The sequence below is a fragment of the Amycolatopsis sp. NPDC028719 genome, from assembly GCF_055565395.1.
The window spans coordinates 645,194-656,534 of record NZ_JBVHUL010000001.1 but is presented as its reverse complement, the minus strand read 5'-3'; the positions used below and the strand labels follow the sequence as shown (position 1 = coordinate 656,534).

General features: G+C 72.1%; 12 protein-coding genes. 5 read left to right on the top strand and 7 right to left on the bottom strand.

Annotated elements, in window-relative coordinates:
- Positions 1–399: TetR family transcriptional regulator (locus tag ACZ4TR_RS03220; protein WP_465285548.1), on the bottom strand; the 399-nt coding region annotated here is incomplete at its 3' end.
- Between the two features lie 63 nt (positions 400–462).
- Here ACZ4TR_RS03220 and ACZ4TR_RS03215 point away from each other — a divergent pair.
- Both ACZ4TR_RS03215 and ACZ4TR_RS03210 read left to right on the top strand, forming a co-directional pair.
- On the top strand, positions 463–1,830 hold the full coding sequence (locus ACZ4TR_RS03215) for an FAD-dependent monooxygenase (RefSeq protein WP_465285547.1): 1,368 nt from the start codon (positions 463–465) through the stop codon (positions 1,828–1,830).
- A 192-nt stretch (positions 1,831–2,022) separates the two neighbouring features.
- Entirely contained in the window at positions 2,023–2,499 is a 477-nt protein-coding gene (locus ACZ4TR_RS03210) for an Lrp/AsnC family transcriptional regulator (protein WP_364524144.1), read from the top strand.
- 52 nt (positions 2,500–2,551) lie between these two features.
- On the opposite strand, the gene helR is transcribed toward ACZ4TR_RS03210, so the two are convergent.
- The gene (helR, locus tag ACZ4TR_RS03205; RefSeq protein WP_465285546.1) at positions 2,552–4,801 is read right to left on the bottom strand and encodes an RNA polymerase recycling motor ATPase HelR; all 2,250 of its coding nucleotides are present in this window, start codon (positions 4,799–4,801) and stop codon (positions 2,552–2,554) included.
- 138 nt (positions 4,802–4,939) lie between these two features.
- Between helR and ACZ4TR_RS03200 the strand changes: the two genes are divergently transcribed.
- A complete protein-coding gene (locus tag ACZ4TR_RS03200; protein WP_465285545.1) occupies positions 4,940–5,332 on the top strand; it encodes a VOC family protein in 393 nt (130 codons plus the stop codon).
- Here ACZ4TR_RS03200 and ACZ4TR_RS03195 read toward each other — a convergent pair.
- Positions 5,308–5,796 (bottom strand): DUF6328 family protein, encoded by a 489-nt coding sequence (locus ACZ4TR_RS03195; protein WP_465285544.1) that lies wholly within the window; start codon positions 5,794–5,796, stop codon positions 5,308–5,310. The genes ACZ4TR_RS03200 and ACZ4TR_RS03195 overlap by 25 nt on opposite strands.
- A 61-nt stretch (positions 5,797–5,857) precedes the next feature.
- Positions 5,858–6,823: a helix-turn-helix transcriptional regulator gene (locus ACZ4TR_RS03190; protein WP_465285543.1), complete on the bottom strand. Its 966-nt coding sequence runs from the start codon at positions 6,821–6,823 to the stop codon at positions 5,858–5,860.
- A 56-nt stretch (positions 6,824–6,879) separates the two neighbouring features.
- Here ACZ4TR_RS03190 and ACZ4TR_RS03185 point away from each other — a divergent pair, with 56 nt between their 5' ends.
- Together ACZ4TR_RS03185 and ACZ4TR_RS03180 are read left to right on the top strand one after the other, a co-directional pair.
- A complete protein-coding gene (locus ACZ4TR_RS03185) occupies positions 6,880–7,335 on the top strand; it encodes a mycothiol transferase (protein WP_465285542.1) in 456 nt (151 codons plus the stop codon).
- Positions 7,332–7,910, top strand: a complete 579-nt coding sequence (locus ACZ4TR_RS03180; RefSeq protein WP_465285541.1) for a GNAT family N-acetyltransferase — start codon at positions 7,332–7,334, stop codon at positions 7,908–7,910. The genes ACZ4TR_RS03185 and ACZ4TR_RS03180 overlap by 4 nt, the downstream gene beginning before the upstream one ends.
- Before the next feature lie 32 nt (positions 7,911–7,942).
- Here the strand turns inward: ACZ4TR_RS03180 and ACZ4TR_RS03175 are convergent, their stop codons facing one another.
- The 3 genes from ACZ4TR_RS03175 to ACZ4TR_RS03165 all read right to left on the bottom strand — a co-directional run bounded on the left by ACZ4TR_RS03175 (position 7,943) and on the right by ACZ4TR_RS03165 (position 11,296).
- Positions 7,943–8,335 carry a TIGR03667 family PPOX class F420-dependent oxidoreductase gene (locus ACZ4TR_RS03175; RefSeq protein ID WP_465285540.1) on the bottom strand — a complete coding sequence of 131 codons (393 nt, stop codon included), beginning with the start codon at positions 8,333–8,335 and terminating at the stop codon, positions 7,943–7,945.
- A gap of 81 nt (positions 8,336–8,416) precedes the next feature.
- The gene (locus ACZ4TR_RS03170) at positions 8,417–10,288 is read right to left on the bottom strand and encodes a DUF2339 domain-containing protein (protein WP_465285539.1); all 1,872 of its coding nucleotides are present in this window, start codon (positions 10,286–10,288) and stop codon (positions 8,417–8,419) included.
- A 45-nt stretch (positions 10,289–10,333) separates the two neighbouring features.
- Complete coding sequence (locus ACZ4TR_RS03165) at positions 10,334–11,296, bottom strand: Gfo/Idh/MocA family protein (RefSeq protein WP_465285538.1); 963 nt, start codon at positions 11,294–11,296, stop codon at positions 10,334–10,336.
- Positions 11,297–11,341 lie beyond the last annotated feature (45 nt).

Genomic DNA, 11,341 nt, shown 5'->3' with positions numbered 1-11,341 from the left:
TCCTCCTTTCCCCCCCCCCAAAACCCACCCCCCTCCCCCCCCCCCCCCCCCCCCCCCCCCCTCCCCCTCCCCCCCCCCCCCCCGGGCCGTGATCAGGTCGGCCCCGAGCGCGACGCGGGCGCCGTCGCGGTGCGCGAGCAGCGCCTTGTGCAGCGCGAAGCCCGCGTCCTCCAGCCACTTCAGCCACGGGCCGCCGTCGGGCAGCCCGGCGACGACCGGTGCGACGATCGCGTCCGTCATGTGGTCGAGCAGCGCGCGCTTGCTCCGGAAGTGCCAGTACAGCGCGGGAGCCTTGACGCCCAGCCCGGTGGCCAGCCGCCGCACGGTGAGCTTGTCCAGGCCCTCCTCTTCCAGCAGTTCCAGCGCGACGCGCACCGCGTCGCCGACTTCCAGCGGCATGCTCCTCCTTGACACCTTAACTAGTTAAGGACACTATCATCCTTAACTAGTTAAGGAGACGGCATGGACGCCGATGTGATCGTCGTGGGTGCGGGCCCGGTGGGCCTGTTCCTCGCGGCCGAGCTCCAGCTGGCCGGGGCCGAACCCCTGGTCCTGGAACGCCTGGTGACGCCCTCCGAGGAGACGAAGGCCCGCGGTCTGGGCGCGCTGGCGACCGAGGCGCTTCAGCGGCGAGGCCTCGGTGACCAGCTCGCCTCGGCCGACGCCGAGGGCACGAAGAACCTCGCCCGCGACCACGGCAGCACCCGCGGCCACTTCGCGAACATCTTCAAGATCGTCCCGGACGACGCCCGCCCTCGGACGAACATCTGGCAACCGGAGCTGGAACGCGTCCTCGCGAAGCACGCCGAGGGTGTCCGGGTGCTGCGCGGGCACGAGGTCACCGCATTCCGGTCCGATGTGGACGGTGTCGCGGTCACGGCGGGAGGCCGCGAGTGGCGCGCGAAGTACCTCGTCGGGTGCGACGGCGGCCGCAGCACCGTCCGCAAGCTCGCCGGATTCGGCTTCCCCGGCACCCCGGCGCTGCTGCACACGATCGCCGGGCGCGTCCGGTTCGCGGGCGACGTCCCGCCGGGTGGGCGCTACGCCACCGGCACTTTCCTGCAAGGCGGCAGCATGGCCGGCGTCACCGAGCTGGCGACCGGTGCCGAGCCGGACGTCACGCCGGACGCGCTCGCCGCGAGCATCGAGCGCGTCACCGGCCGGCCCGTCGTCGTCGAGGAGCTCCACGACGCGCGGCGGTTCGGCGACCAGGCCCGGCAGGCCGACGACTACCGCCGCGGCCGCGTCTTCCTCGCCGGCGACGCCGCGCACGTGCACTCGCCGAGCGGCGGCCAGGGCCTCAACCTCGGCATTCCCGACGCCGCCAACCTCGGCTGGAAGCTCGGCGCCGTCCTCCGCGGCGACAAGCCCGAAGCGTTCCTCGACACGTACACGCGCGAGAGGCACCCGGCGGGCGAAGCGGTGCTGCGCAACACACGCGCGCAGTCGGCGTTGCTGGCGCCCGGCCCGCACGTCGACGCGCTGCGGGAGATCGTCGGCGAAGTGCTGGACCTGCCGGAGGCGAACCGGTACTTCGCGGACCTCCTGTCCGGCGTCCGCGAGCGCTACGACTTCCCTTACCCCGCCCCGGCACCGGCCGGCGAGCACTGCCCAGACCTCGAGCTCGTCGACGCCACCGGCCGCACGACCCGGCTGCACGAGCACACCCGCACCGGCCACGGCCTCCTGCTCTCCGCGGAGCACCCGGCCGATCCGCGCATCGAGGTCGTGCCGGTGACGAACACCGGACCGCTGCTGCTCCGGCCGGACGGGGTGATCGCGTGGGCGGGCGAAGGGCCGCTCGACGCCGCCCTGGACACCTGGTTCTGACCCGGCGGGTCGCGGGTGCTCGCAGGCGCCTCGGAATGACTTGTGAATTTCCTCCACAGCCACCGATTCCTCGGCAAATCACGATCCTGGCGCCGGATCACGTGAAGCTGGCGCGGGGGTCTCGCTTTCTGGTCAGGTCTCGATACGCTGCGCACTTGACAAATCACATGCCGAAACACAGGGAGGGACGGCATGGGTGAAGATTCACGTGCGCGCGGGCTGGACAACACGGACAGATCGCTGATCGCCTTGCTGCAGCAGGACGGCCGGGCTTCGTTCACCGCGCTCGCGAAAGCGGTCGGGCTCTCGGAGGGAGCCGTCCGCCAACGGGTGCAACGGCTCCTGCGCGACGACCTCATGCAGATCGTCGCGGTGACCGACCCGGCCAACGTCGATCTGACGAGGCAGGCGATGGTCGGGATCAGCGTAGACGGCGCTGATCCGCGCACGGTCGCCGACAAGCTGTCCGAGCTGCCGAACGTGCACTACGTCGTGTTGTGCGCCGGGCGCTACGACTTGCTGGCCGAAGTCGTCTGCCGGGACGACGACCACATGCTCGAAGTGCTGGGCGAGGAGATCCGCAAGATCGACGGCGTGTCCGGGACCGAACTGTTCGTCTACCTGAAGCTGGCCAAGCAGAACTACGCCTGGGGCCGGCTCACCGCATAGCCCCTCGTGAGTGAGAAACAGGGTTGGAACACTGTTTCTCACTCACGAGCCGCTACTGGAACCGGCGGTGGCCGGCCCGCGTGGGCACGCCCGCTTCGGCGAGCCCGGCCAGCGCCGCCGGGAGCGGATCCCGGTGCAGCACCCCGAGGCGCTGCGTGGCCCGGGTGAGCGCGACGTACAGCTCGGCCGCGCCGCGCGCGTCCCCGGCCAGGATCCGCGCGGGCTCGACGACGAGGACCGCGTCGAACTCCAGGCCCTTGGTCGCCGACGGCGGGACCGTGCCCGGCACGCCGGGCGGCCCGATGACGACGCTGGTGCCTTCGTGTCCGGCCTCGTCGCGGTCGAATTCGTCGATGGCGGCCGGGAGTTCGTCGTCCGTGACCCGGCGGGACCACGGCCGGACGCCGCTCGCCCGCACGGATTCCGGCGGCCGCGCGGCCGGCGCGAACTCCGCGAGCAGCGCGCCGGCGACGGTCATGATCTCCGCCGGCGTCCGGTAGTTCACGGTCAGCTCCCGGTACACCCACCGGTCGGCGACGTAGGGCGCCAGCACCGGCCCCCACGCCGTCGCCCCGGCCGCGCTGCGGCGTTGCGCCAGGTCGCCGACGATCGTGAAGGACCGGCTCGGGCACCGCCGCATCAGCGTCCGCCAGTCCATTTCGGACAGTTCCTGCGCCTCGTCGACGACGACGTGCCCGTACGTCCAGTCCCGGTCGGCGGCCGCGCGCTCGGCGAGGTCGCGCGTGTCGCGCTCGCCGAACCGGTCGGCCAGGTCTTCGGCGTAGAGCAGATCGGTGGCGACCAGGCCGAGGTCTTCGTCCTGTTCCTCGCGATCCAGCTTGATGAGGTCCATGACGCCTTCGGCGTACTCCGCCTCCTCCTCCGCACGGCGGCGCGCGGCGGCGCGGTCGGCCGAGTCGTCCCGGCCGAGCAGGTCGACCAGCTCGTCGAGCAGCGGCACGTCCGAGACGGTCCAGGCCCCGCCGTCCGCGCGGAACAGCGCCGGGTCGGCGCCGGCGGCCTCGAGCCGGCGGGGCGACATGTACAGCGGCGCCAGCAGCGTCTCCGGCGTCAGCTCCGGCCACAGCGCGGCGAGCGTCGCGTCGAGGTCTTCGTGCTCGGCCAGCTCGTCGAGGACGTCGGCGCGAAGGTCGGCCCAGGCCCCTCGATCCTCCCGGGTCAGCCAGCCCTCGCCGATCCGCGCGACGGCCCGCTCGGCGAGGATCGCCACGACGTGCTCGCGGAAGACCGCGCGGGCCTCGTTGTGCGGCAGCCCGGACCGGCGTGCTTCGAGCCGGGCTTCGTCCGCGACGTCACCGTCGAGCTCGACGGTGACGTCGGCCAGCTCGACCGGCACCGGTTCGTCCGGCACCTTCTGCCGGTCGGCCACCGCCGCGGCCAGCACGTCGAGGATCTTCAGCGATCCCTTGAGTTTCGCCACCTCCGGCTCGTCTTCGGCCGTGACGCGCAGGCCGGGCACGAGGTCGCCGGTGGTCTGGAAGACGACGTCGGACTCCCCGAGCGAGGGCAGCACCCGGCCGATGTGGTCGAGGAACAGCGGGCTCGGCCCGACCACCAGCACGCCGCTGCGCGACATCCGCTCGCGCTGCGTGTAGAGCAGGTACGCGACACGGTGCAGCGCGACGGCGGTCTTGCCGGTACCCGGTCCGCCTTCGACGACCAGCACGCCCGAGTGGCCGAGCCGGATGATCTCGTCCTGCTCGGCCTGGATCGTCGCGACGATGTCGCGCATGCCCTCGCCGCGCGGCGCGTTGACGGCCGCGAGCAACGCCGCGTCCCCGCGCTCGCTGAAACATGCCTGGGGGGACGACCCCCCAGACCCCCCGAAATCGTCGGTGTGCGGACGGCCGAGGACTTCGTCGGTGAAATCGACGACCTCGCGCCCCAGAGTGTGGAACTGACGACGGCGGCGCATGTTTTCCGGCGTCGCCGCGGTGGCGACGTAGAACGGCCTCGCCGCCGGCGCCCGCCAATCCAGCAGAAGGGGTTCGTAGTCGTTTTCGCCGTCGAAGAGACCGATCCGGCCGATGTAGCCGGTTTCGCCCGAAAGGGCGTCCAACCGGCCGAAGCAGAGCCCGTTGTCGGCGACGTTCAGCCGGACGGCCTCCCGGGCCCGGACGCGCACGTCCGCGTCCCGCTCCACCAGCGTGGTTCCCGGTTCCCCGAGCGCCCGGTGGTAGCGGGCGCGCGCCTGTTCACGTTCGCGGTCGAGGCGCGCGTACAGCCCGGTGACGTACGCGCGTTCGGCCCGCAATTCCTCGTCGTACCCCTGGTTTGACAAATTCCCCTCACAGCGGTTAGACTGAAGCTACATTCGGCGGGTCTTCCTGTTTATTTCGGAAGGCACGTCGATTTTTTATTGTCCACCCGCTGTCAAGCCCCCTGTCCGGTCGTGAATGACCAGCGGTACTGTGCGCGCATGAGCGGTCCGCGGGTGTTCCGGCTGATCCAGCCCGTCGACGACATCGAGATCGCGGTCGCCTTCTACGAGCGGGTTCTCGGCCACCGCGGCGAACGGATCGCGGTCAACCGGCACTACTTCCCCTGCGGCGACGTCGTGCTCGCCTGCGTCGAGGCGCCGCTCGACCACCGCGAACCGCGGCCGCGGCGGGACCCGCGGATCGTCTACCTCGCGGTCGACGACGTCGACGAGACGTTCCGGCTGGTGCGCGCCGCCGAGCCGCGCTGGATGGACGACGCGATCGAGACCCAGTTCTGGGGCGAACGGTCCTTCTACGCGGATGACCCGTTCGGCAACCCGCTCTGCTTCGTCCAGGAGGACACGCGCTACTTGGGCGGCTCCGCCGGCTGATCGCCGTTGGCGGGGTGCATCCGGATCGGCATGACGAACCAGAGGACCCCGAAGAGCAGCACGCACAGCACACCCATGATGATCATGGCGATCTCGCCGTAGACGACCTTGGCGATCAGCGCGACGGTCGACGTGATCGCCAGGGCCAGGCAGACCAGGCCGACCAGCACGAGCCGGTTGCCGGCGGTCAGGATCCGTTCGCGGCTGCCCGTGCGGAACAGGAGCCGGTGCCACGCCGCGGGCGCGGTCAGCAGCGCCGTCGCCGCGACCGCGAGCGCCACCGCGGACAGGTGCAGCGCCTTCTCGAAGCCGCTGGCGTCGTGGAACCGGTCGGTGAACACCACCGAAAGCAGGAACCCGAAGAGGATCTGCACCCCGGCTTGGGCGACACGCAGCTCTTGCAGCAGCTCGCCGACGTTGCGGGTCAGCTGCTCGTTGCGGGTCTCGCCGGTGTGTTCGGGCACGAAAAAACGATACGTGGACTCCGTCGCGGCCACCCGTTGGGAAGCGAAGGTTGCTTTCCGCTCAGGAGTGCGGACTTTCGGTGGCCGCCAGCAAGCGCTGTCCGAGAACGCGGACCGCCTGCCGGAGTTCGGGACACCGCACGACCTGGAAGGGCGCCGGGCTCCGGGCGAGCTGTTCGGCGTACCAGGCGGGATTGCTGGTGCTGCCGGTCAAGCGGGTCGTCTCGTCACCGAGGCGCTCGAGCCGGCCGACGGCGCGGGGCAGGCACCGGCTGACCAGGTCGAGGGGCGCGTCGAGGACGACCTCGACGTCGTACTCCCAGCCGACGGCGAGGTGTTCCTCGACGGTGGCGACCGGGTCGAGGTCGCGGGGTGGCTCGAAAGTGCCGTCCAGGACGCCGACGCCGCGGACCCGGTCGATCCGGTACGCCCGCCGCTCGCCCGTCGGGTGCTTGCGGCACAACAGGTACCAGCGGCCGTGCCGGACGACGACGGCCCACGGCTCGACGTCGCCGGTCCACTCGGTGCCGGCCTCGGAGCGGTAGCCGAGGCGGACCCGCCGATGATCGGCGCAGGCCTGCACGAGGGCGGCGGTGGTGTCGGGGTCCGGCCGCGCGGCGGCGGCGTCCGGCGCGGGGGCGGCGGTCCGCCGGACGGCCTCGGCCTGCGCGGCGACCGGCTCGGGGAGCGCCTGCACGATCTTGCCGAGCGCGCCGCCGACCAGGGTGGCGGGATCGCCGGCGTCGTGGTGGCCGTCGAGCACCGCCATGACCAGGCCGAGGGCCTCGGCGGGGCTGAACGTCAGCGGCGGCAGCCGTAAGCCGCGTCCGACCCGGTAGCCGCCGTAGGGCCCGCGGACGGAGGCGACCGGAATACCGGCCTCGCGCAGGATGCCGACGTAGCGCCGGGCGGCGCGTTCGGAGACGCCGAGCTTGCCGGCGAGCCGGTCCGCGGTGATCCCCGGACTGGCCTGAAGCAGTTCGAGGGTGCGCAGCGCCCGCGCCGTCGGGCTCGTGTCGTCCGCCATGGAACTCCCCGATTCCGGAAGTGGATCGTCCGGAACCGATCTTAAGCTCCGCGGCCATGACCGACACAGAGGCGACGCTCGTGGTGGACGGAGACGAGATGTCGACGCTGTTGAGCACGCTCGAACGCATCCGGCGCACCTTCGCCTGGAAGTGCGGGAGCCTCGACGCCGACGGGCTCCGCGCCACCACGGCGGCGAGCACGATGACGCTGGGCGGCCTGCTCAAGCACCTCGCCTTCGTCGAGGCAGACTGGTTCGCCGTCAAGCTGCGCGGCGAGCCGATCGGGCCGCCGTGGGACGCGGCGGTCGTCCGGTCCCGCGCGAAGGTCGCCGCCGCCCTGGCCGAAGGCGACGCCGGCCAAGCCGGCCGCTTCACCTGGCCCGACGGGCGCACGCCGAACCTGCGGCGGATCATCGCGGACATGATCGAGGAGTACGCGCGCCACACCGGTCACGCCGACCTGCTCCGCGAAGCCGTGGACGGCCTGGTGGGCGAGGACGCGCCGGCGTGACGGCGGCCGTCACCGTCGTCCCGGCCAACGAGGCGTCGTGGGACGACGTCGCCGCGGTCTTCGGGACGGCCGACTACCCCGGCCGCTGCCAGTGCCAGCGGTTCAAGGTCGCCGGCTGGATCTGGCGCGACTCCACGCAGGAGCAGCGCACCGCCATGCTGCGGGCCCAGACCGCCTGCGGCGAGCCGGACGCCGCCACGAGCGGGCTGGTGGCCTACGTCGACGGCGAGCCGGCCGGCTGGGTCGCCGTCGAGCCGCGGACCGCCTACCCCAAGCTGCGCGGCTCGCGCGTCCCGTGGACCGGCCGCGCCGAGGACAAGGACGACGACGGCGTCTGGGCGGTGACGTGCTTCGCCGTCCGCAAGGGCTACCGCGGCCGCGGCCTCACCTACCCGCTCGCCCGCGCCACCATCGGCTTCGCCCGCGAACGCGGGGCCCGCGCGCTCGAGGTGTACCCGATGATCACCCAGCCGGGCAAGGAGATCACGTGGGGCGAGCTACACGTCGGCGCTCGTCAGGTGTTCGCCGACGCCGGGTTCGAAGAGGTCAGCCACCCACGCCGCGGCGCGTGGTGATGCGTATTGAATTGTCTGCTGTGGACTGACCCTCACCACCCCCAGGAGCGGTCGGGCACCACGCGGATGCGGACGGAGTACTCGGCGTCGAACGCGTCCGGCGTCGCGAACCCGATGGCCTCGTAGGACGAGCCGTACTTGTCGAGGTAGCCCGGCGCTTCGGACGCCTTGCCCTCCTCGACGCGCGCCTTCCCGTTGACGACGAGGATCGCGCCGCCGTTTTCGTCGCCGTTGAGGTGGAAGCTCACCTCGGGGTTCGCCTCGAGGTGCCGCAGCTTCGCGGTGTCCGGCTTGCTGAACACCAGGATGTCGTCGCCCTCGAGCACGAACCACACGGGCCGCGGCGCGGGCCGCCCCTTCGGCGTGACGGTGGTCAGCCAGCCGATCTTCTCCGCGGCGCGGTCGGCGAGTTTCGGTTCTGCCATCGGTATGCCCCCTGGTCGTCGGTCGTGTGATCCAGGTAACCACGAGGCACCGACAATTTCTTCCCGCGTCTACTTCCCGCGTCAGCGCGAAGCGACGAGCCGGGCGTACCGCGTCCCGGCCGCGAGCAGGACCAGCCCCGCGCCGAGGAACGCACCGACCCGCGCCAGGCCGTCCAGCGCGGCCAGGTCGAACAGCACCAGCTTGAGCACCGCGGCGCCGACCAGGACCAGCCCGCTCACGCGTAGCCCGACCACGGCGATCCCGCGCAGCAGCAGCACGAGCGCCGCGATCGTCCAGGACACCGTTATCAGCGCGTGGCCGAGGAGGAAGCCGGTGCGCCCGGGGACGGCCAGCAGCGACGCGCAGAGCACGACCCCGGCGGCGCCGTAGAGCGCGGAAACCCCGGCGACGAGCCAGATCGGCAGGTCGTCGGCCGGCCCCCGGAAGACCGCCAGCCGCACCGCGGCCCACGGCAGCGCGACCGAAACCGCGAGGATCAGCAGGGCGACCGCGAGCGCGCCGGCGACGTCACCGGCCGGCCGGATCCGGTACACCATCAGCAACGCGGGCGTGACGTCGAAGAACACGCCGATCAGGCCACCGATCGTCGCGAAGCCGAGCGCGGCCCCCAGCGCGAACTTGTTTCGTCCGCCGACCGCGGCCAAGACGAGCAGCAGTGCCTCGCCGAGCAGCACCGCGGCGCGGGCCGGCCCGTCGAACTGCGTGACGGTGGCCTGCAGGATCGCCAGCAGCCCGGCGAGCCCGGCCAGCTGCCCGGCGAGACCCGGCCACCAGCGGCGCGTCGCCCAGACGGCCAGGAGGACGACCCCGGCCCCGGCCGCGACGGGCACGGCCTGGACCTTGGGCAGCAGCAGCGCCGCGACCAGCGTCGGGACGACCGCCGTCGCCAGCACGGACAGCGCGGCGGGGTCGTTCTCGCGGCGGCGCAGGACGATCAGCGCGAGCACGATGCCGACCACGCCCGCACCGAGCGCCGCAGCCGTGTTCTGCCAGGTGCCGTGCGCGACCGCGGTGCTGATGACGGAGGCGAACAACGGCGGCACCCCGGCGGCGAGCGTCAACGACGACCAGTCGCGGCGCAGCTGCACCGGCGCCGTCGCGAGCTGGACCATCAGCAGGAAGGCGACGAGCTCCGGGGTGAACCCGCGGGTGATCATCGGCGCGCACACCACACAGCCGACGACGACCACGGAAGCCAGCAGCGGCGACTCCCAGCGCAGGGCCACGAGCAGCCCGCCGACGGCGATAGCGAGGCCCGCGGCGAGCCCGGCGAGCACCGGAAGGAAGTCGTACAGCGACGTCGCGGCGACGGCGTCCAGGTAGAGCGTCGCGATGCCGGTCCAGGCCAGGGCGAACGCCCCGGTGCGGCCGGCGGGCTTGCGGTGCAGCCAGACGCCCGCGCCGGTCAGCGCGAGCCCGAAGGCGGCGCCAACGAGCACGCGCGGCAGCGGACCGAGCCAGCCCCGCTGGACGGCCAGCACGAGCAGCAGGACGACGCCGAGCAGCGTCACGGCTCCGCCGACCCAGGCCAGGACGCGGCTGCCCGCGCCCTCCTTGCCGAGCCTTTCGCCGAGCGTCTGGCGCGGCGGGGGCAGGTAGGGCGAGGGCGGCGGGACGTAGTGCTGCCGGGGCGGCTGCCAGGGGTTCTGAGGCCACGGCGGCGGCACCTGCTGCTGCGGCTGCTGGGGCCACGGCTGAGGCTGGGGTTGCGGCTGAGGCTGGGGTTGCGGCTGAGGCTGCGGTGGCGGCTGCTCGGCCGCCTTGGGCTGCTCAGCCTGGGGCTGTTCAGCCTGCTTGGGCTGCTCGGCCGGTTTGGCCTGCTTGGGCTGCTCGACCTGGACGGTCCGCAGTTCGGAGCCCACCACGGCGAGACGACGCCCCAGGTCGTCGATCTCGCCGGCGAGCCGGAGGAGCACATCTTCGGTGGTCATACCGGACAGAGTCACCCACAAGGGGACTCCGGCGGATCCGTAGCACTACTCAACCGCGGTGAGTACCCGGTCCATGGTCGTCATGATCGAAACGGTCTCGTCGAGCGGCATGAGCGGGCTCTCCGTCTCACCGGCGGCCAGCAGCCGCGCCACTTCGTCGGCCTGGTGCCGCAGGCCACGGCCCTCGTCGACGTACTCGAAGCGGCTTCGCGCGCCTACGCGCGGGATGAGTGTGAAGGACGCGGGCGCGTAGAACGGCCCATCGATCTCGATGCGCCCGTCCGTGCCGACGATCGAGGCCGTGGTCGGCGAAGCCGCGCTCAACGTGCAGCTCAGCACGGCCTGCGCCCCGCTCTCGTAGCCGAACAGCATCGAGGTCTGCGCGTCGACGCCGGTGAAGGCCGGCGTCACCATGGCGGCGACGCGATCGGGCGTGCCGAGCACCATCGACGCGAACGAAACGGGGTAGATCCCCAGGTCAAGCAGGGCACCACCGCCGAGTTCGGGGGCGAACAGCCGGAAGGCGGGGTCTTCGGCGAACCACTGCCCGTGGTCGGCGGTGACCGTGACGACGTCGCCGAGGCTCGGCAGCAGCTCGCGAATGTGCCGGACGTGCGGCAGGAAGCGCGTCCACATGGCTTCCATGAGGAAGAGGTTCTTGTCCCGCGCCAGTCCGACCAGGTCACGCGCCTCTTCGGCGTTCATCGTGAACGGCTTCTCGACCAGCACGGGCTTGCCGGCTTCGAGCGCGAGCCGCGCGTTGCCGTGGTGCAGGGGGTGGGGCGTGGCGACGTAGACGATGTCGACGTCCGGATCGTTCGCGAGGGCTTCGTAGCTGCCGTGCCGGGCCGGGATGCCTCGCTGCTCGGCGAAGGCATCGGCGCTTTCGGCCGTGCGCGACCCGACCGCGGCGACGACGCCGGAGCCGGTCAGCTCGAGGTCTTCGGCGAAGGACTCGGCGATGCCACCGGTCCCCATGATTCCCCAGCGCAGGGGCTTGTCGGTCATGCTCCGAACCCTACGTCCCGGGCTGGCGGCAAAAGCACGGTGGAA

What these genes read in the sequence shown, in the direction of transcription:
- ACZ4TR_RS03185 (WP_465285542.1), top strand. Translation starts at nt 6,880, where the DNA reads ATGACCGACACAGAGGCGACGCTCGTGGTGGACGGAGACGAGATGTCG.
- ACZ4TR_RS03175 (WP_465285540.1), bottom strand. Translation starts at nt 8,335, where the DNA reads ATGGCAGAACCGAAACTCGCCGACCGCGCCGCGGAGAAGATCGGCTGG.
- ACZ4TR_RS03170 (WP_465285539.1), bottom strand. Translation starts at nt 10,288, where the DNA reads ATGACCACCGAAGATGTGCTCCTCCGGCTCGCCGGCGAGATCGACGAC.
- ACZ4TR_RS03165 (WP_465285538.1), bottom strand. Translation starts at nt 11,296, where the DNA reads ATGACCGACAAGCCCCTGCGCTGGGGAATCATGGGGACCGGTGGCATC.
- ACZ4TR_RS03210 (WP_364524144.1), top strand. Translation starts at nt 2,023, where the DNA reads ATGGGTGAAGATTCACGTGCGCGCGGGCTGGACAACACGGACAGATCG.
- ACZ4TR_RS03190 (WP_465285543.1), bottom strand. Translation starts at nt 6,823, where the DNA reads ATGGCGGACGACACGAGCCCGACGGCGCGGGCGCTGCGCACCCTCGAA.
- ACZ4TR_RS03215 (WP_465285547.1), top strand. Translation starts at nt 463, where the DNA reads ATGGACGCCGATGTGATCGTCGTGGGTGCGGGCCCGGTGGGCCTGTTC.
- ACZ4TR_RS03200 (WP_465285545.1), top strand. Translation starts at nt 4,940, where the DNA reads ATGAGCGGTCCGCGGGTGTTCCGGCTGATCCAGCCCGTCGACGACATC.